This is a genomic window from Streptomyces zhihengii (assembly GCF_016919245.1).
In the GTDB taxonomy this organism is placed as follows: Bacteria; Actinomycetota; Actinomycetes; order Streptomycetales; family Streptomycetaceae; genus Streptomyces; species Streptomyces zhihengii.
In genome coordinates this window covers 256698-280439 of sequence record NZ_JAFEJA010000003.1, presented here as the reverse complement: position 1 = coordinate 280439, position 23742 = coordinate 256698, and the positions used below count along the sequence as shown (strand labels likewise).

Annotated in this window: 13 protein-coding genes and 3 pseudogenes; 8 read left to right on the top strand and 8 right to left on the bottom strand. The window is 66.1% G+C overall.

The window, feature by feature from the left end:
* Window positions 1-104: 104 nt before the first annotated feature.
* Both JE024_RS39075 and JE024_RS39070 read right to left on the bottom strand, forming a co-directional pair.
* Window positions 105-1205 carry a type III polyketide synthase gene (locus tag JE024_RS39075; protein ID WP_205378721.1) on the bottom strand — a complete coding sequence of 367 codons (1101 nt, stop codon included), beginning with the start codon at window positions 1203-1205 and terminating at the stop codon, window positions 105-107.
* A 4-nt stretch (window positions 1206-1209) separates the two neighbouring features.
* Entirely contained in the window at window positions 1210-2259 is a 1050-nt protein-coding gene (locus JE024_RS39070) for a methyltransferase (RefSeq protein ID WP_307840746.1), read from the bottom strand.
* Between the two features lie 1302 nt (window positions 2260-3561).
* Here JE024_RS39070 and metK point away from each other — a divergent pair.
* The 4 genes from metK (at window position 3562) to ahcY (ending at window position 11092) form a co-directional block, all read left to right on the top strand.
* Complete coding sequence (metK, locus tag JE024_RS39065) at window positions 3562-4770, top strand: methionine adenosyltransferase (RefSeq protein WP_205378720.1); 1209 nt, start codon at window positions 3562-3564, stop codon at window positions 4768-4770.
* Between the two features lie 29 nt (window positions 4771-4799).
* On the top strand, window positions 4800-5786 hold the full coding sequence (locus tag JE024_RS39060) for a carbohydrate kinase family protein (protein WP_205378719.1): 987 nt from the start codon (window positions 4800-4802) through the stop codon (window positions 5784-5786).
* A complete protein-coding gene (gene metH, locus JE024_RS39055) occupies window positions 5783-9277 on the top strand; it encodes a methionine synthase (protein ID WP_205378718.1) in 3495 nt (1164 codons plus the stop codon). The genes JE024_RS39060 and metH overlap by 4 nt, the downstream gene beginning before the upstream one ends.
* A gap of 357 nt (window positions 9278-9634) precedes the next feature.
* Window positions 9635-11092 carry an adenosylhomocysteinase gene (ahcY, locus tag JE024_RS39050; RefSeq protein WP_205378717.1) on the top strand — a complete coding sequence of 486 codons (1458 nt, stop codon included), beginning with the start codon at window positions 9635-9637 and terminating at the stop codon, window positions 11090-11092.
* Between the two features lie 661 nt (window positions 11093-11753).
* Here the strand turns inward: ahcY and JE024_RS39045 are convergent.
* Window positions 11754-11945: a hypothetical protein gene (locus JE024_RS39045; RefSeq protein ID WP_205378716.1), complete on the bottom strand. Its 192-nt coding sequence runs from the start codon at window positions 11943-11945 to the stop codon at window positions 11754-11756.
* A 293-nt stretch (window positions 11946-12238) separates the two neighbouring features.
* Window positions 12239-12703 carry an ATP-binding protein gene (locus JE024_RS39040; protein ID WP_205378715.1) on the bottom strand — a complete coding sequence of 155 codons (465 nt, stop codon included), beginning with the start codon at window positions 12701-12703 and terminating at the stop codon, window positions 12239-12241.
* Between the two features lie 886 nt (window positions 12704-13589).
* On the opposite strand from JE024_RS39040, the pseudogene JE024_RS39035 reads away from it, so the two are divergent.
* Window positions 13590-13909: pseudogene (locus JE024_RS39035) on the top strand (transposase); the annotation flags it as partial.
* A 1715-nt stretch (window positions 13910-15624) separates the two neighbouring features.
* Entirely contained in the window at window positions 15625-16395 is a 771-nt protein-coding gene (locus JE024_RS39030) for an anti-sigma factor family protein (RefSeq protein WP_205378714.1), read from the top strand.
* 585 nt (window positions 16396-16980) lie between these two features.
* Here the strand turns inward: JE024_RS39030 and JE024_RS39025 are convergent.
* A pseudogene (locus JE024_RS39025) lies at window positions 16981-17576 on the bottom strand (ISAzo13 family transposase).
* Between the two features lie 128 nt (window positions 17577-17704).
* Here JE024_RS39025 and JE024_RS39020 point away from each other — a divergent pair.
* Window positions 17705-18970 (top strand): IS701 family transposase, encoded by a 1266-nt coding sequence (locus JE024_RS39020; protein ID WP_205374336.1) that lies wholly within the window; start codon window positions 17705-17707, stop codon window positions 18968-18970.
* Between the two features lie 129 nt (window positions 18971-19099).
* On the opposite strand, the gene JE024_RS39015 is transcribed toward JE024_RS39020, so the two are convergent.
* Together JE024_RS39015 and JE024_RS39010 are read right to left on the bottom strand one after the other, a co-directional pair.
* Window positions 19100-20782 carry an ISAzo13 family transposase gene (locus JE024_RS39015; RefSeq protein WP_244883465.1) on the bottom strand — a complete coding sequence of 561 codons (1683 nt, stop codon included), beginning with the start codon at window positions 20780-20782 and terminating at the stop codon, window positions 19100-19102.
* Between the two features lie 59 nt (window positions 20783-20841).
* Window positions 20842-21310: pseudogene (locus JE024_RS39010) on the bottom strand (ISAzo13-like element transposase-related protein); the annotation flags it as partial.
* A gap of 760 nt (window positions 21311-22070) precedes the next feature.
* On the opposite strand from JE024_RS39010, the gene JE024_RS39005 reads away from it, so the two are divergent.
* A complete protein-coding gene (locus tag JE024_RS39005; RefSeq protein WP_205378712.1) occupies window positions 22071-22826 on the top strand; it encodes an alpha/beta fold hydrolase in 756 nt (251 codons plus the stop codon).
* Window positions 22827-22941: 115 nt separating this feature from the next.
* On the opposite strand, the gene JE024_RS39000 is transcribed toward JE024_RS39005, so the two are convergent.
* The gene (locus tag JE024_RS39000; RefSeq protein ID WP_205378711.1) at window positions 22942-23625 is read right to left on the bottom strand and encodes a helix-turn-helix domain-containing protein; all 684 of its coding nucleotides are present in this window, start codon (window positions 23623-23625) and stop codon (window positions 22942-22944) included.
* Between the last annotated feature and the right edge of the window lie 117 nt (window positions 23626-23742).

The following is a 23742-nucleotide window of genomic DNA, read 5'->3' as shown; positions in this document are numbered from 1 at the left end:
GACGCGATGGCGTCGAAGCCAGGTGCCGAGCAGCGGGCACTTGCTGCGCACTGGGCACTGTGGCATCACCCCTCAGCACTCAACGACGCAACAGGCGCCGACTCCTATGCCATGACTTCCACGCTGGCTTCCTGCTGGCCAGATGGGTCGCCTGGTGCCCAAGTGACACGGATGGCGATCGTCGTGACGCCTGGCCCGAAGCCGACCAGCAGTCCGGGTGCTTCTGGACATGTGGTCGCCTCTTGCCACGTCCTGGCCAGGACGTCGAGGACGGCAACGCTCGCAGTGTTACCCAGTTCCCGCAGGCTGGCTCGAGAGTGGCGGAGCAGGTCCTCAGAGCAGCCGAGACCGTCTCTGAGAGTGTCCATGATCTTGGGTCCGCCGGTGTGGGCCACCAAGAATTGCGGGGACCACGCATCGGTGTCTGGGCTGCTGGCCTGCAACCATGCTCCCAGGTGGGGCACCGTCCGGGCAATGCAGTCGGTGACAGACGGCAGGGTGTCGAAATGAAATCCCTCCTCATCAACGTGGTAGACCATGTCGTCCAAAGACCCCGGCAAAAGGTACTCCCAGACTTCGCCGAGCCGCAGGCCGGCACGGTTGTCGCCGGAGACCACGGCAGCTGCGCAGGCGTCACCGAAGAGAGCGCTAGACACGAGCCCGGAGATACTGACGTCATTGGCCTGGTAGGACAAGGAGGGCAGTTCGACGGCGACGACGAGTACATGGCGTACATCGGGGTGCGCCTCAATGTTGCGTGCTGCCTGGGCCAGTGCGTAGGCGCCTCCGGCGCACCCCATCTGGGCGATAGGGGTGCGCCGGACTGTAGGCCGCAGTCCCAGGGAGTTGACCAAGTGGGCGTCTATCCCGGGGAGGGCGTGGCCTGTGCAACTGGCGACCACGAGAGCATCGATGTCCTCGGCCCGGCAGTCCGCGGCCTCTAGCGCTTCGAACGCAGTGCTGGTCGCCATGGCGACGGCATGCTCGAGATAGAGGCGATTGCGTTTGCCGAGTCCGGTGTAGGTGACGATCTCGTCGAGCGGCAGGACCGCCCGCCGCGACTGCACGGTGGTGTTCTCCAGCAGTCGACGGATGGCCGGCAGTTTGGGGTTGTCCCCCATCCTGTGTGTGACATGGTCCAGGACGGCGCTCTGTTCCAGGACGTGTGGTGGCAGTCCTACGACTGGACGGGAGACGGTAACCATGGCTCTATGCCTTGACCGCGATGAGTGCACCGTTGGCGCCAGCCGCTTCGAGCGGGATGTGACTGGGGTGCTCGAACCCGGCGTCGACGAGCCATGTCTCGTACTCGGTCTGCGAGTAGTTCTTCCCACCCGTCGTCTCGATGAGCATGTTCATTCCCATCAGGGCGGCTGCGGGAGGGCCTGTGCGTTCAGGGTTCAGTTCGAGTTCGCACACGATCAGAGCGCCGCCAGGCGGGAGAGCCGCATAGCACTTGTCGAGGATCTGGCGATTCGTTTCTTCATCCCAGTCGTGGAGGATCATGCTGAGCAGGATGACGTCATAGCCGTCCGGAAGCGGATCGTCGCTCAGGAAGTTTCCGCTTGTCGTGTCGACGGTATCGCCCAGGCCAGCTTCGGTGATCTTGCCCTTGGCGATACCGCAGACATGCGGGAGGTCGAAGACTGTGGCAGTGAGGTGGGGGTGCCGCCGGCAGAGTTCGATCGTGAAGGCACCAGATCCTCCACCGACGTCAAGGATCCGCCTCGACTCTGCGAAGTCGTGGGCATCGCCAAGTGAGCGAGCGGTGAAGGTCGAGATGGAGTGCATGGCCTCCCAGAACAAGGCCATCATCACCGGGTCCTCAGCAGCGAACGGTGAGTCCTGAACCTTCGGGTCCCAGGTGGTGGGCTTGTTCGTGCGCAGCGCCTCCACGACACGGTGCCACGCGGGGTACTCGCGCTGGTCGCAGTAGCGGACGAAGCCCCCGAAGTAGTAGGGCCGCCCTACGACAAGGAACTCTTCAGCGACGGTCGCGTTGCGGTAGCGGTCTCCGGTCTTCTCGAGAAGGCCCAGAGAAGCACAGGCTGCCAGGAGCAGGTCCGTCGGCCGTTCCTCCAGTTCGAGTACCGAGGCCACTTCTTGAAGAGTAGACGGGCCCTGAAGGGAGAGCTGGGTGAACAGCTCGAGTTCGACGGCTGCGGCGAAGCTCTTGAAGCTCCAAAACCCTGTGGTGAGTTGCATCAAAAGGATGGGCGTTTCGCCCGGCAGGTCCGTCTGAACACTACGCTCAACCATGCTGTCCTCCGAACATTCCGTGAGCTTTTCGACGCCTCGCAATGGTGGGGGTAACCACGCGGCCAGTCCCATGAGTCGGTCCTGCAATCGGCAGCGCGATCCCGGCGAAGCAATATGCATGCAACTCCTCTCGCCGCAAGAAATAAACGAGCCTGCCTAGACGGTGCACATGATGTGCAAGACTCTTGCCTCCTTTGCCCCTGCGCTCAGCTCCTGCACAGGCAGGACAAGGCCGCATGTCGGCCCCTCCGCTGCATCCAGAGCACGCAGCTGGCCGTCATCTGATCGGGATTTCGCGCCGGTTACGACCAGACACCTGCTCAAGGTCGAGCGGGGTGGTTGAGGGGGCTGACCTGGCACAAGCCCTCCGCCGAGGTCGACTCGCCTGTCACGATGTGACGTGTGGCCGTGCGCCAGCGGGGCTTCAGTTGTGCAGCGGGTCAGCTCCGCGCTGGCAGGGAATTTGACCAGTTGGCCCTGGCGCGGGACTGTTGCCATGGCAGTGACCAGCCGTCAGGGTGCGCCTGCAGGAGCGGCCTTTTGGCCACTGGCTGCGGGGCCCTGGTGCACCGAGGGGACACCCCCTGCTGTCGCGTTGCCGTTGCCACCAAGTACCTCTGGTTATCCCCGGAAGGCACTTGAGGGAGCGCGATGCGCCCTATTCCGTGGCTCACCCTTGACACATTGCACGCGAAGGGGTCAATTTTGCTTTGGCCATCTGGCCGGATTCAGTGCATGCGCATCCAGCCGCACATGTGACGCGTGACGCCACGTGCCCGACCCAGGAGGACGGGAATGGGCGAACAGCTCTCTTCTCTATTCAAGCAAGCCGCTCGCGTTGTCGGGTTCGCACGGGGCTTCCCCGGTCAATCGTGCTCAATCGCACCACGGCCAGGTTCCAAGCGTCGGACCATGACGCATGTCGTAGGGGCAGTGTGTGCGCACGGCCCCGGCCAACGTGCTCAGTGCGCTGCTGCTAAGGCAAGGGCAGCGTCGGCCGGACACCCCACAGCCATGCCTCGGCGGCTGCCATCGGGCGCGGCACTGCCGGGCGGGTGCCGACCAGGGTGAACACCAGCGTCATGCGGTGGCATGCCTGGCGCCGGCCGTACACAGGAGAACCGGCGCCAGGTGGCCACGACCCGCAGTGCGTTCACGTCGAGCGGCACTGGGGATGTGCGCGGTGGTGTAGCTGATCCCCTGCTTGCCGTATGCCTCTGAGGCACCAGCCCTCAGTGGACTCCTCAGGCGGCACCTGCCGTTGATCGACCGTCCAACCGACTGCACATATCCAGGAGAACCATGTCCCGCCGTCTCTTCACCTCGGAGTCCGTGACCGAGGGCCACCCCGACAAGATTGCCGACCAGGTGAGTGACACGATCCTCGACGCCCTGCTCAAGGAGGACCCGACCTCCCGGGTCGCCGTCGAGACCCTGATCACGACCGGCCTCGTGCACGTCGCCGGTGAGGTGACCACCAAGGCCTGGGCGGACATCCCGACCCTCGTGCGCAAGAAGATCCTCGAGATCGGCTACGACTCGTCCATGAAGGGCTTCGACGGCGCCTCCTGCGGCGTCTCGGTGTCCATCGGCTCCCAGTCCCCGGACATCGCGCAGGGCGTCGACACGGCGTACGAGAAGCGCGTCGAGGGCGACGAGGACGAGCTCGACAAGCAGGGCGCCGGCGACCAGGGCCTGATGTTCGGCTACGCGTGCGACGAGACGCCCGAGCTGATGCCGCTGCCGATCCACCTGGCCCACCGGCTGTCCCGCCGGCTGTCCGACGCCCGGAAGAACGGCACCATCCCCTACCTGCGTCCCGACGGAAAGACCCAGGTCACCATCGAGTACGACGGTGACAAGGCGGTCCGTCTGGACACCGTCGTGGTGTCCTCGCAGCACGCGTCCGACATCGACCTGGACTCGCTGCTGGCACCGGACATCCGCGAGTTCGTCGTCGAGCACGTGCTGAAGCAGCTCGTCGAGGACGGCATCAAGCTGGACACCGACGGCTACCGCCTGCTGGTCAACCCGACCGGGCGCTTCGAGATCGGCGGTCCGATGGGCGACGCTGGTCTGACCGGCCGCAAGATCATCATCGACACCTACGGCGGCATGGCCCGTCACGGCGGCGGCGCCTTCTCGGGCAAGGACCCGTCGAAGGTGGACCGCTCCGCCGCGTACGCCATGCGCTGGGTCGCCAAGAACGTCGTGGCGGCCGGTCTCGCGGCCCGCTGCGAGGTCCAGGTCGCGTACGCGATCGGCAAGGCGGAGCCGGTCGGCCTCTTCGTCGAGACCTTCGGCACCGCCACCACGGACGTCGAGAAGATCGAGCAGGCCATCGCCGAGGTCTTCGACCTCCGCCCGGCCGCGATCATCCGCGACCTCGACCTGCTCCGCCCGATCTACGCCCGCACCGCGGCCTACGGCCACTTCGGCCGTGAGCTCGCCGACTTCACCTGGGAGCGCACCGACCGCGTCGACGCCCTCCGCGCGGCGGCCGGGCTCTGACTACCCGGATGATTTGAGGAGACCCGACCGTGCGCATCATCGTCACCGGCTCCATCGCCACCGACCACCTGATGGTCTTCCCTGGCCGGTTCACCGACCAACTCGTTGCCGACCAGCTTGCCCACGTCTCATTGTCCTTCCTCGTCGACGCGCTGGAAGTCCGGAGGGGCGGGGTGGCAGCCAATGTGGCCTTCGGTCTCGGAAGCCTCGGCCTCAGACCACTGCTCGTTGGCGCTGTCGGCAGTGACTTCGCCGAATATGAAGTCTGGCTGAAGGAGCACGGTGTCGACACCAACGCTGTCGTGATCTCCTCCGAGCACCAGACAGCTCGGTTCATGTGCATCACCGACCAGGCCGCCAACCAGATTGCCGCGTTCTATGCGGGAGCCATGCAAGAGGCTCGCGACATCGAGCTGTGGCCATGGGTCGCTGGAGGAGCCGCCCTGCCCGACCTCGTTCTCATCTGCCCCAACGACCCGGCAGCGATGCTGCGCCACACCGGAGAGTGCCGAGATCTTGGCCTGCCGTTTGCTGCCGACCCTTCCCAGCAGCTGGCACGTCTCGAGGGCGCCGATGTACGCGCCCTCGTCACAGGAGCCCGCTGGCTGTTCACCAACGAATACGAGTCGGCACTGCTGATGGAACGCACCGGGTGGCAGCACAGCCAAGTCCTGGCCAGAGTCGGCGCGTGGGTCACCACGCTCGGCAGCGCCGGTGTACGTATCGATCGCGCTGGCCACGAGCGGCTGATCGTGCCAGCCGTCCAGGACGCGCCGGTGACCGACCCGACTGGCGTCGGTGACTCCTTCCGTGCTGGATTCATCGCGGCCATCGGCCGCGGTCTTGACCTGACATCCGCTGCCCGCCTGGGCTGTGTCCTGGCCGCAGAAGCCCTGGGCGCGATTGGGTCCCAGTCCTACGAGGTGGACACCGCCCAACTGCTTCGCACTGCGAAGAGCACTTACGGTCTCGCAGCAGCCCGGCAGCTCGCCTCCGGACTGACGGAGCAACCGTGACTAACACCCGGATCGACGCACTGCGCGAGGCACTCGCCACCCGGGTGGTGGTGGCGGACGGGGCGATGGGCACGATGCTGCAGGCCCAGGACCCCACCCTCGAGGACTTCGAGAACCTCGAGGGCTGCAACGAGATCCTCAACATCACCCGCCCCGACATCGTGCGCTCCGTCCACGCCGCCTACTTCGACGTCGGCGTCGACATGGTCGAGACCAACACCTTCGGCGCCAACTTCGCGGCGCTGGGGGAGTACGACATCCCCGAGCGCGTCCACGAGCTGTCCGAGGCCGGCGCCCGGATCGCCCGCGAGGTCGCCGACGAGTTCACCGCGTCGACCGGGCAGCAGCGCTGGGTGCTGGGTTCGATGGGCCCGGGCACGAAGCTGCCGACCCTCGGCCACGCCGACTACGCCACCCTGCGCGACGCCTACCAGCGCAACGCCGAGGGCATGATCGCCGGCGGCGCCGACGCGCTGATCGTCGAGACCACCCAGGACCTGCTCCAGACGAAGGCCGCCATCCTCGGCGCCCGCCGCGCGCTGGAGTCGACCGGCACCACCCTCCCGCTCATCTGCTCGGTCACCGTGGAGACCACCGGCACCATGCTGCTCGGCTCGGAGATCGGCGCGGCACTGACCGCGCTGGAGCCGCTCGGCATCGACATGATCGGCCTGAACTGCGCCACCGGCCCGGCCGAGATGAGCGAGCACCTGCGCTACCTCGCCCGCCACTCCCGCGTCCCCCTCTCCTGCATGCCGAACGCGGGCCTCCCGGTGCTCGGCAAGGACGGCGCCCACTACCCGCTGACCGCCCCGGAGCTGGCGGACGCCCAGGAGACCTTCGTCCGCGAGTACGGCCTGTCGCTCGTCGGCGGCTGCTGCGGCACCACCCCCGAGCACCTGCGCCAGGTCGTCGAGCGGGTCCGCGGCCTCGCCCCCACCGCCCGTGAGCCGCGCCCCGAGCCGGGCGCCGCCTCGCTCTACCAGACGGTGCCCTTCCGCCAGGACACCGCGTACCTGGCGATCGGCGAGCGGACCAACGCCAACGGCTCCAAGAAGTTCCGCGAGGCCATGCTCGAAGGCCGCTGGGACGACTGCGTCGAGATGGCCCGCGACCAGATCCGCGAGGGCGCGCACATGCTCGACCTCTGCGTGGACTACGTCGGCCGCGACGGCGTCGCCGACATGGCCGAGCTGGCCGGCCGCTTCGCGACCGCCTCCACCCTGCCGATCGTGCTCGACTCCACCGAGGTCGACGTCATCGAGGCCGGTCTGGAGAAGCTCGGCGGCCGCGCGGTCATCAACTCCGTCAACTACGAGGACGGCGACGGCCCCGAGTCCCGGTTCGCCAAGGTCACCGGCCTCGCGCGGGAGCACGGCGCCGCGCTGATCGCCCTCACCATCGACGAGGAGGGCCAGGCCCGCACCGTCGAGAACAAGGTCGCCGTCGCCGAGCGGATCATCGACGACCTGACCGGCAACTGGGGCATCCACGAGTCGGACATCCTCGTCGACACCCTCACCTTCACCATCTGCACCGGTCAGGAGGAGTCCCGCAAGGACGGCGTCAACACCATCGAGGCCATCCGCGAGCTGAAGCGCCGCCACCCGGACGTGCAGACCACGCTCGGCCTGTCGAACATCTCCTTCGGCCTCAACCCGGCCGCCCGCATCCTGCTGAACTCCGTCTTCCTCGACGAGTGCGTCAAGGCCGGTCTGGACTCGGCCATCGTGCACGCCTCCAAGATCCTGCCGATCGCCCGCTTCGACGAGGAGCAGGTCACCACCGCGCTGGACCTGATCTACGACCGCCGCGCCGAGGGCTACGACCCGCTCCAGAAGCTGATGGCGCTCTTCGAGGGCGCGACCGCCAAGTCGATGAAGGCCGGCAAGGCGGAGGAACTGCTGGCGCTGCCGCTGGAGGAGCGCCTCAAGCGCCGGATCATCGACGGCGAGAAGAACGGCCTGGAGGGCGACCTCGACGAGGCGCTGCGCGACCGTCCCGCCCTGGAGATCGTCAACGACACCCTGCTCGACGGCATGAAGGTGGTCGGCGAGCTCTTCGGCTCCGGCCAGATGCAGCTCCCGTTCGTGCTCCAGTCGGCCGAGGTCATGAAGAACGCGGTCGCCTACCTGGAACCGCACATGGAGAAGTCCGACGCCGAGGGCAAGGGCACCATCGTGCTGGCCACCGTCCGCGGCGACGTCCACGACATCGGCAAGAACCTCGTCGACATCATCCTGTCCAACAACGGCTACAACGTCGTCAACCTGGGCATCAAGCAGCCCGTCTCCGCGATCCTGGAGGCCGCCGACGAGCACCGGGCCGACGTGATCGGCATGTCGGGCCTGCTGGTCAAGTCGACCGTGATCATGAAGGAGAACCTGGAGGAGCTGAACCAGCGCAAGCTGGCGGCCGACTACCCGGTCATCCTCGGCGGCGCGGCCCTCACCCGGGCCTACGTCGAACAGGACCTCCACGAGATCTACGAGGGCGAGGTCCGCTACGCCCGGGACGCCTTCGAGGGCCTGCGGCTGATGGACGCCCTGATCGCCGTCAAGCGCGGCGTCCCCGGCGCCACCCTGCCCGAGCTCAAGCAGCGCCGGGTGCGCCCCGCGGCCACCGCCGTCGTCGAGGAGCGCCCCGAGGAGGGCGCCGCCCGCTCCGACGTGGCCACCGACAACCCGGTGCCCGCCCCGCCCTTCTGGGGCACCCGCGTGGTCAAGGGCATCCAGCTCAAGGAGTACGCCTCCTGGCTCGACGAGGGCGCCCTCTTCAAGGGCCAGTGGGGGCTCAAGCAGTCCCGCGCCGGCGACGGCCCCGGCTACGAGGAGCTGGTGGAGACCGAGGGACGGCCCCGGCTGCGCGGCTGGCTCGACCAGCTCCACACGCAGAACATGCTGGAGGCGGCCGTCGTCTACGGCTACTTCCCCTGCGTGTCCAAGGGCGACGACCTCATCCTGCTGGGCGAGGACGGCGCCGAGCGCACCCGCTTCTCCTTCCCGCGCCAGCGGCGCGGGCGCCGGCTGTGCCTCGCGGACTTCTTCCGGCCCGAGGAGTCCGGCGAGACGGACGTCGTCGGCCTCCAGGTCGTCACCGTGGGCTCCCGGATCGGCGAGGCGACCGCCAAGCTCTTCGAGGCCGACTCCTACCGCGACTACCTGGAGCTGCACGGACTGTCCGTCCAGCTCGCCGAGGCCCTCGCCGAGTACTGGCACGCCCGGGTGCGCTCCGAGCTCGGATTCGGCGGCGAGGACCCGGCGGACGTGGAGGACATGTTCGCGCTGAAGTACCGCGGCGCACGGTTCTCGCTCGGCTACGGGGCGTGCCCCGACCTGGAGGACCGCGCGAAGATCGCCGCCCTGCTGGAGCCCGAGCGGATCGGGGTGCAGCTCTCCGAGGAGTTCCAGCTCCACCCCGAGCAGTCGACCGACGCGATCGTCATCCACCACCCCGAAGCCAAGTATTTCAACGCGGGTCGTCGCTCATGAGTATCTGCCAACGGATCAACACACTGCTACTGCTGCATTTTCCGAGCGAAACACTGCCAGTCGGGACCCACAGGTACAGGCCCACGATCAGTCAGGTCAGTCGACAGAGCCCCTGCTTCGCCTGTGCCCTGACGTGCACGCATGCCGCTGCCTTCATGCGGGTATCGCAAGCACTTCGACTGCGCTCACCCCCGGGACCCACTCGTCAACACACTCCTACTCGCACCTGACACAGCAGCCGCTCACTGGCAAGCAACTGCACCGGCACGCCGGGGCTGCCGCACATCCCCACCGCCTGTTACAGCGCGAACTCGCATGAGCACCACTGAATTTTCTTCCATCACTCAGGAGTCACAGATGTTCCCGGAGCCTGGCACCCCGAACTTCAAGGTCGCCGACCTTTCCCTCGCCGCCTTCGGCCGCAAGGAGATCACGCTCGCCGAGCACGAGATGCCCGGCCTGATGTCGATCCGCAAGGAGTACGCGGCCGCCCAGCCCCTGGCCGGCGCCCGGATCACCGGCTCGCTGCACATGACCGTGCAGACCGCCGTCCTCATCGAGACCCTGGTCGCCCTCGGCGCCGACGTCCGCTGGGCCTCCTGCAACATCTTCTCCACCCAGGACCACGCCGCCGCCGCCATCGCGGTCGGCCCGGAGGGCACCCCCGAGAACCCGCAGGGCGTCCCCGTCTTCGCCTGGAAGGGCGAGACCCTGGAGGAGTACTGGTGGTGCACCGAGCAGGCGCTGACCTGGCCGGACACCGCCACCGGCGGCCCCAACATGATCATCGACGACGGCGGTGACGCCACCCTCCTGGTACACAAGGGCGTCGAGTTCGAGAAGGCCGGCGCGGCCCCGGACCCGTCCACCGCGGACAGCGAGGAGTACGGCCACATCCTGCGCCTGCTCAACCGCACCCTCTCCGAGAACCCGCAGAAGTGGACGCAGCTGGCGTCCGAGATCCGCGGCGTCACGGAGGAGACCACGACCGGTGTCCACCGTCTCTACGAGATGCACCGCGACGGCACCCTCCTGTTCCCGGCGATCAACGTCAACGACGCCGTCACCAAGTCGAAGTTCGACAACAAGTACGGATGCCGTCACTCGCTGATCGACGGCATCAACCGGGCCACCGACGTGCTCATCGGCGGCAAGACCGCCGTCGTCTGCGGCTACGGCGACGTGGGCAAGGGCTGCGCCGAGTCCCTGCGCGGCCAGGGCGCCCGGGTGATCATCACGGAGATCGACCCCATCTGCGCCCTCCAGGCGGCGATGGACGGCTACCAGGTCACCACCCTGGACGAGGTCGTCGAGACGGCCGACATCTTCGTCACCACGACCGGCAACAAGGACATCATCATGGCCTCCGACATGGCCAGGATGAAGCACCAGGCGATCGTCGGAAACATCGGTCACTTCGACAACGAGATCGACATGGCCGGCCTCGCCCAGCTCCCCGGCGTCGTCAAGGACGAGGTCAAGCCGCAGGTCCACACCTGGACGTTCCCCGACGGCAAGGTCCTCATCGTGCTGTCCGAGGGCCGCCTGCTGAACCTGGGCAACGCGACCGGCCACCCCTCCTTCGTGATGTCCAACTCGTTCGCGGACCAGACGCTGGCCCAGATCGAGCTGTTCACCAAGCCGCAGGACCACCCGACCGACGTCTACGTGCTGCCCAAGCACCTCGACGAGAAGGTCGCCCGGCTCCACCTCGACTCCCTGGGAGTCAAGCTCACCACCCTGCGTCCCGAGCAGGCGGACTACATCGGCGTGAAGGTCGAGGGCCCCTACAAGTCCGACCACTACCGCTACTGATCACGCCCGCCACCGCCGGCCGACACCGGCGCTGCACGTGACACCGGTACCAGGCAGGCCCCCGCACCCCCGTGCCGGGGGCCTGCCCCGTACCTCCCGAACGGCTCCGGACGACGAATGCACCTCATTGAACGAAAGCGCACGCACCACCCCGAGCCGCCACGACCACCCAGTGTTCGCCCCTTACCTACAGGGTCCCGCGCAGTGCCGACAGGAGACGCAGCTGCATTGAGCAGGCAGGACCGAGGGCCGCAAGTGGGCTTGAAGCAGATCGTCAGCTGAGCACCCAACCCATGCCCGAGGACGAAATGCCCCTCGTCTACACAGCATTCATGCCGGGCGACAGTCGACAGTCGTAGCTTGTAGCCGGAGAGAGTTCCGGAGACAAGAAATCTGAGGGCTTGTGAGTCAAGAAACGAGTCACGCTGCGGCTCCGCGAAGGGCATCCGCAGACCCCAATCACGCATCCTTCGGCACGCGCGGCCTGGCCCACTGCAAACCACCTCTGCGCAACCGGAACATCGACTTCTCTCGGTTCCCACTCTCCGTCTGAGCTCCTCGGGATCACGGCCGAGGCCCCAATCCGTGGGACTCGGGGCGGGGCCGCGTCACGACAAGGTGTCACGAGGCGTACGGATCGCAGTCCCCTGCCTCAGGGAAGTCAGGCGGCCACGCGGGCAGAGGACAGGAGCGCAAGCTTCATGGGCATGCGCTGCCTTGTCCGCATCTCGTGCAGACTACCCACTTCCTGCCCCTTCTCCTTGAGGAGAGCGGCAGGAACGTACACATCAACCGGGTTGCGTCCCGTCTTGGTCGCCCACTCCTGGCGGTAGCGATCGGCTGCGCTGATCATGACGATCTCCGTTTCCGCTCCCTCGCACTCAGCGAGGGAGATTGATGAGTACATGCTGTTGACGAGTGCCGCTAGGGGTGCGATTCGATCGCCTTCGCCCTCCGGCATGTGCTCGGCCGTAAAGTTCGACCTACACCAGTCAGTACGCACCCCAGCCCGAGGATTGTTCAAAACGAAATTTCTCTAATCTGAGTGAACCCTCGCCGGCCCGTGCGCGTAGCGAACCCAGGCCATCAGCAGGCCCGCATGGCAGCACCACCTGGCACGTTCACCGGTTCGCGTCTGGCCCACCCTCAGCTTGAGCCTTCGGTGGGCAGACATGCCCAATGAGTCGTAGACCCGGCGCCGGGGTGCACACCGTGCGCTTTCGCAAGGGCACCCACGATTCCCAAGCCACGCCCGTGTTCGTCGGACTCGCAGGAAGCGACCCACCTACCCGCACGGGGAGAAGGCCCGCCATCGACGACTTCCAGTCGCAGCTGATGACGACTTCGGTCACAGATCAGGTTGAGCACGACTGGGGGTCTCGCGTGTTCGATCGCGTTCGTGACCAACTCCGATACCACCAGAATGGCCGCTTCAGCCACCTCTCCACTCACCCCCCAGTCAGCGAGGGCTGCAGCAGTAATCGCACGGGCAGCACTGGACGCTTGCGGCAGGTGGGGCAGCCGCACACCCGTCACAGTCGCGCTTGCCCCTCCAGCCTCGCTGAAGGCAATCGGACTCGACTCGCTCCCAGGGAACTGCGTCTCACCCATCGGACCCTCCCGAGCTCGGCGCGTGCATCCACGGCGCCAGCGAGGAATCAACGGTGCTCACGGCGCGAGGGCCACTGCCGGTGCAACTGCATGCTCGGCCGAAACGGTCATTGTGGTCTCTGCAGACGTTCGACAAGGGGCCAAGGCCACTAACAGGACAACTTGGTCACCGGAGCCGGTCATTGGGGCTCAACCCCAATATCCCCGCGAGGACCCTTCTAGGGCCCGCCCTTCGTGATCATCTTGCGGTAAATGATTGCAGTGCGACCCGTGTCGTGAAATCCACCATCCTGCCTCTCAGATGCCCACTTCACTGCCATCGAAGATGCGGAGCCCCCGCCTCTACCACATGCCGGGCTTGCCGAACCGGGCCAGATCTAACCAACAGGCAGCCACCGAACCGACGCTGAGGGCCACCGCCCGAACGCCCCGGACGAACAGGCACCGGGCGACGCCCAGAAGACCGGATCACTCAGATCCACCTCGTGTCCGGCGAACAAGGACAGCCTGGGCTGGCACATCTCCTCCAGGACGACACCCCAGCACCCCACCCGAGCCACAGACCGGCATCGGCCCTGGCGCCAGAAGTCGATTCCCCTCTGCGGCGGCAACGGCCACGCGCCTCGGCACGCACCACAGCTTGATCGTCGCGGACACCGCGCACATCACCGTCCGCGACAGACACGATCGGCAACCCTGGCATCGCGGTCCAGCGAAGACAATAGAGCTGAACGGTTAACACTCCTACTCGGTCGACTACGCAGCGAACCCAGCCGCCGGCAGGGGACCCTCCGCGAACATCCTCGGCGCCCAGCCGCGGCAGTAAGGCGGACGGGGCTCTCCTTCCTGAGCATGCACCCCCCAACGGTCAGATCGGATGTCACCAGTGATCCTTGACAACCTGTCTGCCCACAAAGGCGAGCGGATCCGACGCTGGGCCAGGAAGAGCGGGGTCGAACTGTGCTTCACCCGTCCTACGCGTCCTGGGCCAATCCGATCGAAGCCCACTTCGTACCGCTGCGGCAGTTCACCATCGCCAACTTCGACCACCCCGTCCAGACCAGGGCCCTGCACGCCTATCTGCGTCAGCTCAACACCAACGCCCGGCACCCGGACGTGCTGGCTGCCCAACGACGCGAGGGGGCTCGCATTCGCAGCGAGAAAGCCATCCGATGGGGAGTACGCGCCCTCCCCACGGCAACCTGAAGTTGCCAAGCCGGGAGCCATCCGGGCACCGCCCTGTCAACAGCTGGTGTGGGTGCCTGCCCCACGTCCGCGGTGGCCGGCCGGCCACCGCTCGTCCACCTTGACGGCGACCGACCGGCACTTTGCGCAGGCCGTCTGCCTCAGCGGCGACCACGAGTAGCCGTACCCGATGAACCCTTCTCGGCCAATGTCCGCTCCACACAACGTCAGAGTCCTCGTCACGACAGCATGCTCAATCTCAGGCGTGCAGGACTCGTCCACAGCGGCACACCACCGGCCTGAGGTGGGTCGATACGGCGGACGGAGGACCTCGCCGGAGTCCATGACGACAACGGTCGCAAGACACTGCCCACACACAACCCACATTCCGGCATCCGAACTCGGCGGAATCGAATCGGGGGCACCGGCCGACTCGCCACCGCACACATCGCACGTCATGTCGCCGATCATCCCAGGCCCTCCAGACCCAGCCAGCTCAGGGATCAGCACGGCAGCCAGATCGTGCGAGCAACCCCGCAGGCCTTCCTGGACAGAGCACTAGCTGGGAGCAGCCCTCCGGCGGCCCAACACGACAAACCCAGCCGCAGAAAGACTCTCGTGCCCGAATGAGGCGGAGGGCGACCGGAAAGCGTGCGTAAGTGGCAGCAATACGCGGCAGCCTCCCTGCGTCCCACACCGCGCAGGCGCGGGGCAACGAGCACAGACACCACACGCGCCCCGTCGCGCTACGCATCAGTCGCTGCAAGCCCGCAGCCTGGAGAGCTCCCACGGAAAGGGATCCGGGCACCCCCTGCCAATGCCGACCCGCAATACCGACGCCTTTGTCTGCTAGGACTCCCACCTCACACGCTCTGGGCCAGCTGATGATTCCTTCGCAGTGCGTCAGCGTATGCGACTGCCGCACCGTCGGCGCCTAATCCCTGGGACATTCGAGCCGATGGCCATGCCTGAATTTCCCAGCCCGTCAACTGTATAGTTCACCAAGAAGTCAGAGCATGAATCCCTGGGCATAGCACAATCCTGGTAGGCAGTACCTCAATTTGACTAGCTTCCGCGCGATCACCTTTCCCATCCCTCCCGCTTCCGCGAGAAATCTCCCTGGCGTCCCGCCCCCGGGCACCAGGGTCTGCCCGTCGCTGCATCGAGGAATCATGTCCTCCCCACCTCGAGCAGCGACGGGCTAGAGCTGATTCCGAGAGCCTGGCACCGAGGCAAAGCACCGAGCACCCACGGTCGCCCCCTCGGTCCTCGAAAATAGGAGAAGCCGCCGGTGGACCAGGCCCCAAGGGGGATCCGCCGGCTCGCCGTAACATGGCGACCCACCCGGCCTCTGCCGCGGGAAGGAGCGCCGCAGGAGTTGATCAAGGCGCCGCTTTGCCCACACTCTTCCGCGACGGGCTGTTCGCACGGGCCGTCAGCGTGTGAGCCCCTACGGGGCGGCGCACGCGACCGAACGTAACCCCAAAGTCGCGCACAGACGAGACACTGAACTCTTCACGGACTGCTCCCGTATTCCCCGGCGAGAGGGTTGGCCCAAGAGGGCAGACGATACGCACGAAGGGAGCTTCCGTGAGGAACCATCAGATCACTGGGTCACTCGATAATGACGGAAATGAGATCTCCGGCTATGCAGTAGGCGGCGTTCCTATAATTGTCCATAGCACTGAGGGTCTGCATTCCTTGAAGCATGCGCTTGAGGAAGGAGCAGAGACGCGATGACTGCGAGAGAGATTTCTTCTGAGCACGAGGCTGTGGGGGCGTATGCCCTGGGTGTGCTGGATGTGGTGGAGGCAGCGGCTTTTGAGCAGCATATGGCTGGGTGCGATGCCTGCGCGGAGCAGTTGGAGGAGTTTATGCGGCTTGAGCCTCTGCTTGGCATGATGGCGGAGGCTGCTCCGGCTTCGGACTGGGAATCTTCCAGGTTGTATGCGCAGCCGGATGCGCGCGTGCTGGACCGGCTGGTCGATGTGGTGGTGACGGAGCGTCGGACCAAGCGCCGGCGTGGTCTCTATCTCGTTGCTGCTGCGGCGGCGCTGATCGTCGGTGGGCCGTTGGCCGCCACTGCCATTACTTCTGAGGATGCGGGTAGCAGCGTGGCTCTGCCGCATGCTCACTCGACGAGTCCGGCTGAGGACGCCTTCTTCAATCACATGGATCGCAAGACGGCGGCCACCGACCCGGTGAGCAAGGCCGTCGCGACGGTGGGCACCGAGACCAAGTCCTGGGGAACGCATGCCGTTCTGGAGCTGAAGAACGTCAAGGGGCCCCTGAAGTGCAGTTTGATTGCTGTCTCCAAGACCGGTAACGAGGAGGTGGTGACCTCTTGGTCCGTTCCGAAGTGGGGCTACGGGTTGCCAGCCAGCACAGACGAGAGGGGCAAGAACCCGCTCTACGTGCACGGCGGCACGGGCATGGCACCCAACGACATCGACCACTTCGAGGTACGAACCTCCGACGGCAAGCAACTCGTCAGCATCGATGCCTGATGGGTGCCATGTACCACCCTGACCTGGGCAGATAGCCGATTACTGTAAGGACTTGCCGGGAATCAACACTTTCGTTTGCTCTTCCTTTTGTCGAGTTCGAGGAATCTCGCGATGCCAGTCGGTGCGCGGAAGCGGGCGGTCGAGCAGGGAGGTGAACCCCGTAGGCTTCTAGGAGCGGGCGGACATCTTTCTCTGCGCGGCTAGTGGTCATGGCGGTGGTGTTGAAGAGCTGGCCCAGGAGGTCCATGGTTGCGAGTTTTCGCAGGTGGAGCACGGTGGCCAGGACCCGGTCAACTGAGGTGAGCATGGGTTTGGCTCCTGTACCAGGGGCCACCAGGACTTGATCTCGTTGAATCTCCATCGCTGGAGTTAACACGTCGATGAGTTCGTTGAGCTGCCGACGGGTCATCCCGGTCAGTTCCGGTCCTGTAGCGAACGCCACGTGAGGCGGGCCTGTCCGTCCGCCAGGGATTCGTCCTGTGTGCTGGTGGTGGTCGCCGTGTCCATCGGGCGCTGGTGATGGAAAGTGTAGTTCCAGTCGCCCTGGAAGCGGTGGCAGGTGATAGGAGGGCGGCCATCTCGTCGTCACTGACGCGGACGCCAGTGGGGTACTTCACCGCTGTCGAGTTCAGCCTGGACGGTGAAGCCAGTGCGGCTGGTGGTCGCGGGAATGGTCTGGAGCATGACTTCGTGGCAGGTCAGGGGCCTGCCACGCCAGTTCATGGTGATGTGGGAGAACAGCAGGTGCTCGACCTTGTTCCACTTCGAGGTGCCGGGCCAAAGCCGTTGTTTGAGTGCCGGCGGAAGGTGACACACCGTGATCTCAAGGCCGGTCTCGGCGGCGAGACCGGCGAGCTGGGTCTTCCAGCCTCGGGTGCGGTAGCCGTTGGAGCTGCCACCGTCAGCGGTGATCAACAGCCGGCGGGCGCAGGGGTATTCGTGCTGGCCGACCGCCTGCCACCAGTGGCGGATCGAGGCGACGGCAAACGCCGCCGTGTCGTGCTCGGTGCCGGTGCTGGCCCAGCCGGTGTTCGCCGTCATGTCGTAGATTCCGTACGGCATCGCCTTCGCGGCCTGGCCGGGAAACTGGTGCGTCTGACCCGCACGGGCTGCCCTGCGGGCTGCCATTCGTGCCCGGCGTTCTTGTAGTCGCCGATCGGTTCCTTCCTCTTGCTGTCCACGCTGATCACCGGGTCCCGGCGTCCCTATGCGCTCGTGCCTGCTCATTGAGGTAGCGGAACTAGTAGTGCTTGGTCATGTGCGATTTGCCATGGCGTGTCTTCTTGATCGGCCGTGTCGTTGACTGGATGTGCTGAGCGAGGAGTTGGCCGCGGTTCGGTGTGATCTGGAGGACTTCGCGGCGGAGATGTTCGAGCCGTTCGCGCGGGCGGATCAGCGCCGGTGGGGCGGCGTCTATCTGCGGGGGCTGCTGCTGGACGGCGGCCGCAAGTCGGTGGAGCCGATGGCCGCCCGCCTTGGCGAGGAAGGTAACCGGCAGGCCCTGGCCCACTTCGTGACCTCCAGCCCATGGGATGCGGCGCATGTGCGGGCCCGGCTGGCCTGGCGCATACAGCCGGTCATCAAGCCCATCGCGCTGGTCATCGATGACACCGGATTCCTCAAGGACGGGGACGCGTCGGCGTGCGTGACCCGGCAGTACACCGGCACTGCGGGCAAGGTCACCAACTGCCAGGCCGGTGTCTCGCTCCACCTGGCTTCCAACAGCGCCTCCGCGGCGGTGAACTGGCGTCTGTTCCTGCCAGGGAGCTGGGATCCCGCCTCACCGACAGCCGATCCGGCCAAGGTCGCCCGCCGTAACAAGTGCGCCATCCCTGCCCAGGTGGGCCATGTCGAGAAGTGGCAGCTGGCCCTCGACATGATCGATGAGACTCGATCCTGGGGCATCGAAGTGCCCCAGGTCATCGCCGACGGCGGCTACGGGGACACCGCCGCCTTCCGGCTCGGCCTTGAGACACGCGGACTCGACTACGTGGTGGGCATCTCGACCACAACCACCGCACACCCCGAGGACGCACAGCCTACGACCCCGGCCTACCTCGGCAGGGGCCGGCGGCCGGTCCCTGCATACCCCGAGTCGGCACAGCGAGTGAAAGACCTGGTCATCGCGGCCGGCAAATCCTCTGCACGGCCGGTGCAGTGGAGGGAAGGATCACGGCCGGGCAGTGGCCGCAGCGGATTCAAGCGCATGTACTCGCGCTTCGTGGCCCTGCGGATCCGGCCCGCCGGACGTGAGATCCGCAAGGCCGCGACCACCGCCGAGCTTCCGGTCCGCTGGCTGCTGGCCGAATGGCCCGCCGACCAGGACGAGCCCGTGCAGTTCTGGCTCTCCAACTTGCCCGAGACCACCCCGCTGCCCGTCCTCGTGCGCACGGCGAAACTCCGCTGGCGCATCGAGAACGACTACCGCGAGATGAAACAAGCCCTCGGCCTGGCCCACTTCGAAGGCCGGACCTGGCCAGGCTGGCACCACCACGTCACCCTTGTCTCAGTAGCCCACGCCTTCTGCACCCTCCAGCGACTGAGCCGATCCCCAAAAGAGACGGCGCCGGCCTGAGCCTCTACCGAGTCGTCCGCGAGCTGCAGATACTCCTCGCGACCTGGACCGGCGCCTGCCCCACCTGTCACCGCGACATACCGGACCCTGCACCAACATGACCAAGCCCTACTAGGGGCTTGCCGGGAATCAACACGTCGGTTTGATCTTGTTCTTGTCGGGGTCGAGGAATCTCTCGATGTCAGTCGGTGTGCGGAAGCGGGCGGTCGAGGCGGGGATGTGAATTCCGTGGGCTTCCAGGAGCGGGCGGACATCTTTCGCTGCGCGGCTGATGGTCATGGCGGTGGTGTTGAAGAGCTGGCCCAGGAGGTCCATGGTCGCGAGTTTCCGCAGGTGGAGCACGGTGGCCAGGACTCGGTCGGCTGAGGTGAGCTTGGGTTTGGCGCCTGTGCCGGGGGCCACCAGGCGTTCGTGGCCCCTGCGGGTGCGGAGCACTTGCTCGCGTTGAATCTCCATCGCTGGAGTCAGTACGTCGATGAGTTCGTTGAACTGCTGGCGGGTCATCCCGGTCAGTTGCGGGTCCTGTAACGAACGCTGCGTGAGGCGGGCCGGTCCGTCCGCCAGGGTCTCGTCTTGTGTGCTGGTGGTGGTCGCCGTGTCCGTCGGTCGCTGGGGGTGGAGGGTGTAGTTCCAGTCGCCGTGGAAGCGGTGGCGGGTGATGGGCAGGGCGGCGATCTCGTCGTCGCTGATGCGGATGCCGGTGGGGTACTCACCGCTGTCGAGTTCGGCCCGGACGGTGAGGCCGGTGCGGCTGGTGGTCGCGGCGATGGTCTGGAGCATGACTTCGTGGCTGGTCAGGGGCCTGCCTCGCCAGTTCATGGTGATGTGGGAGAACAGCCGGTGCTCGATCTTGTTCCACTTCGAGGTGCCGGGCGGAAGGTGGCACACCGTGATCTCAAGGCCGGTCTCGGCGGCGAGATCGGCGAGCTGGGTCTTCCAACCCCGGGTGCGGTAGCCGTTGGAGCCGCCACCGTCAGCGGTGATCAGCAGCCGGCGGGCGCCGGGGTAGTCGTGTTGGCCGACCGCCTGCCACCAGCGGCGGATCGAGGCGACGGCGAACGCCGCCGTGTCGTGATCGGTGCCGATGCTGACCCAGCCGGTGTTCGCCGTCATATCGTAGATTCCGTAGGGAATCGCCTTGGCGGCCTGGCCGGGGAAGTCGTGCGTCTTGACCCTCACGGGTTGTCCTGCAGGCTGCCATTCGTGCCCGGCGTTCCTGTAGTCGCCGATCAGTTCCTTCTTCTTGCTGTCCACGCTGATCACCGGGTCACCGGCGTCCCTGTGGTCTCGTGCCCGCTCGTTGAGGTAGCGGAACTGGGCGTCCCTGTCGGGGTGCTGGGCACCTTCGATGGTCTTGGCGTTGGCCTGCAGGCTGAAGCCTTCCTCCCGCAGCAGACCGGCGACGGTGTCGGCGGAGACCCGGTGCCCCTGGCGGGTGAGCTCCGCCGACAGCTTCCGGGTCGACTTCGTCGTCCAGCGCAACGGCGACATCGGGTCGCCCCGCTCGTCGGGCTCGACCAGCGCCAGCAGTGCCGGCCGCAGCCCAGAGTCCAGCTCGGCCGCCTTCTTCCGCCCTCCACCGGGATGGCGCACCCGCCCCAACGGGGCCTGACCGGAGTCCAGTTCAGCCGCCCCACGCGAGACCGTGGCCTCCCGGACCCCGGCTGCAGCGGCGACGATCTTGATGCCGCCATGCCCCAGCGACAGTGCTTCCGCCCCTATGGCCAGCCGACGCTGACGCTCGTCCAGATGCGGCAACAACACCTGGAACTTCACCGCCAGAACGGCCTCGATCCCTTCCGGTCTCCCCATACCAGACCAACGAGCCCCACAGCTGGAAGCCACGACTTGTTTCCCGGCAAGCCCTAGGCATCCGTGTCGGGGTGCTGGGCACCTTCGATGGTCTTGGCGTTGGCCTGCAGGCTGAAGGCTTCCTCCCGCAGCAGGCCGGCGACGGTGTCGGCGGAGACTCGGTGCCCCTGGCGGGTGAGCTCCGCCGCCAGCTGCCGGGTCGACTTCGTCGTCCAGCGCAGCGGCGACATCGGAGCGCCCCGTTCGTCGGGCTCAACCAGCGCCAACAGTGCCAGCCGCAGCCCAGAGTCCAGCTCGGCCGCCATCTTCCGCCCTCCCCCGGGATGAAGCGCCCGCCCCAACGGGACCTGACCGGAGTCCAGTTCAGCTGCGCCCCCGCGAGACCGTGGCCTCCCGGACCCGGCTACAGCGGCGACGATCCTGATGCCGCCCCCAGCGACAGTGCTTCGGCCCCATAGCCAGCCGACGCTGACGCTCATCCAGATGCCTCAACAACGCCTGGAATTGTGCCGCCAGAACGGCCTTGATCCCCTCCGGTCTCCCCCTACCAGACCAACGAGCCCCACAGCCGGAAGCCACGACTTGTTTCTAGCAAGCCTTGACCACTCTTGCAGATCACGCCGACATGCCGGATGAAGTGGACAAGGGCCGGGCGCGCCACGGCTCGTTCGGGCCTTCCGCGACGAAATCACGGCGGACGAAGTCCTCTGGCACTGGCGGGCCGGCCTTCTTGCACTCGCCGCACTTCTTGCGGAACACACGTCACCGGCGGTTCTCCCGGCAAAACCGCCAGGCAGAACGGCCCACCATCAGGGCCCCGCATCGCGCAGCCAACCGATCGTGCGGCAGGCCCCAGACGATCCTGCTGAAGCACGGCGTCAACTCGCTAGTCAGCCTGCGGTAGGCGCCAGCCGTGCACATTGATACATGCCTCGAAGATCGAAGGGGCATCGATTTTCAGCCAGGTACTCTTGCGCCAAATCCTAACGGTAGTGTCCGAATCGCAAGGTGCTGAGTAGCCAGCGTGGACTGTAGACCGCTCGATTCCGTCGAGGTGCGGCCACGTAGCGAGCAGCCCACTCAACCTCGAGTACAACGCGCAAGGCACCTATGATCATGAAGCGAGTCATTCTGCCCACTGCATCCCGCCGAATCTCAGCAGCATCGCGATGGAGACCGAGCGGTGTCAGACCGGGGCCGCCGACGGGCACCACTGCAGCGCCGCAACACATGCGCCAGGGGACACGCCATGTCTCGGCTTGAGGTAGTCGGCGGAGCTATCGACTACGTGCTGACCGAAGGATCATCCGACTTGGCTCCTCTGGTTTTTCTACACCAAGGTCTGGGATCGATCGGCAGCTGGTTCGGGGTGCACACATCCATTGCCACGGAAACGGACAGACGTACTCTGACCTATACACGGCACGGCTATGGGGACTCAGCGTCAGTGCCGCTCCCCCGGCCGGCAGACCATCTAGAGCACGAAGCGATTGTCGTACTGCGCGACGTCCTTGAGCAACTAGGCATCGCACGGCCCGTTTTGGTAGGGCACGGGGAAGGCGCCGCCATCGCCCTCCTCTATGCGGCGCATTACGGCAAGCAGGCTTACGCCGGGCTGGCGCTAGTGGCACCGATTCTCGCTGTTGATGATCACGTCATCGAGAGCATCCACGTCGCGAGATCCGAGTTCGACGCTGGAAACCTGAGTCCCAAGCTTGCTCTCCTCCACAATGACCCCGAAGCAGCCTTCCGTGGCTGGCATGACGTTTGGACATCGGACGATGTCTGCGGTTGGAGCGTCACGGACCTGCTCAACTCGATCACGCTACCCGTGCTGGTGATACACGGGCAGAGGGACGCTGCTGGTAGTGCGCAGGCTGACGCAGTAACCCAACTCGTCGATAGCCCCGTGACGCGAGTAGACATCGAGGAAGCAACACACGAGGTTCCCCTGTCGCATCCAGAAGTGGTCCAGGACGCGGTCGTCGACTTCCTCGCCACAGCCCTGCCATGCGGGCACCGTGCATGTACCCGGGGAACGTAGAGTGGACGGCCGTCAACCAACTGGGAACGCTCCTACGAGTTGTGCCGCCGGTGCGGGGCAAGCAGGGACGACCTCGGCTTCAGCAGGACGCGGTGCTTGGTGACCGCGACTACGATCATGAGTGTCGCCGCCTCGGCCGGCGCCTCCCTGTCAAGCCGGTCATAGCCCGCCGGGACAATGAGCACGGCCTAGACTTCGGCGCTCGACGCTTGGTTCTTAAGCGTGTATCTGCTCTCTGCGCTGCTTCAACCGCCTGCGGGTCCGGGGGGGGAGAGATCCGCGACGATAGCCACGAAAAGCCGTAGATCTGTGCTGCCAGGCCCTGGTAGCCCGAGGCGGCGAGAAGATCGGCCAGGTCGGCATCCCGGACTCGGGTGATGTCTGCAACCGATCCCGCTCGTACCTCGCCGCAGAACAGAAGGCGTCCGCGTTCGTCGGTGAAGACGCGGGCTTCCATCGCGTTGATGCAGCTCTTGCCGGAGATGAAACGGCTGTGTCCGCCGCGGCGTGCTGATGGCCGGCGGACCCGGATGTCGCTAGCGTCCATCAGGGCTGTCTGGCCAGTGGTGCCGCGATGCGCGATGACGTCAGCAAGCGTTCGCAGACGCAGGCCGCCCTCGATGCGGCAGCCTCGGTCGGCCAGGAAAGGCCTGATCTCGCCAGCCCCGCGAGTGATCGTGGAGCGATCGACACCGAACCAGCTGGCAAGGGCGTCGTGAGTGACAACGTGCCAAATCGAGACCAGGGTGGCCAGCAGCTGGTCGACGACGACCGGCTTGTGCCTCGCACCCGCGCCCACAGCCCGACGACGCGGACGATCAGCCAGCGCGCCATCTCTTCGGCCTGCCAATCTGCCCTAACTCTGCCACACGGATCAGCGAATGAGGGCGTCGAAAGCCTCGTGACGCGAGGCTCC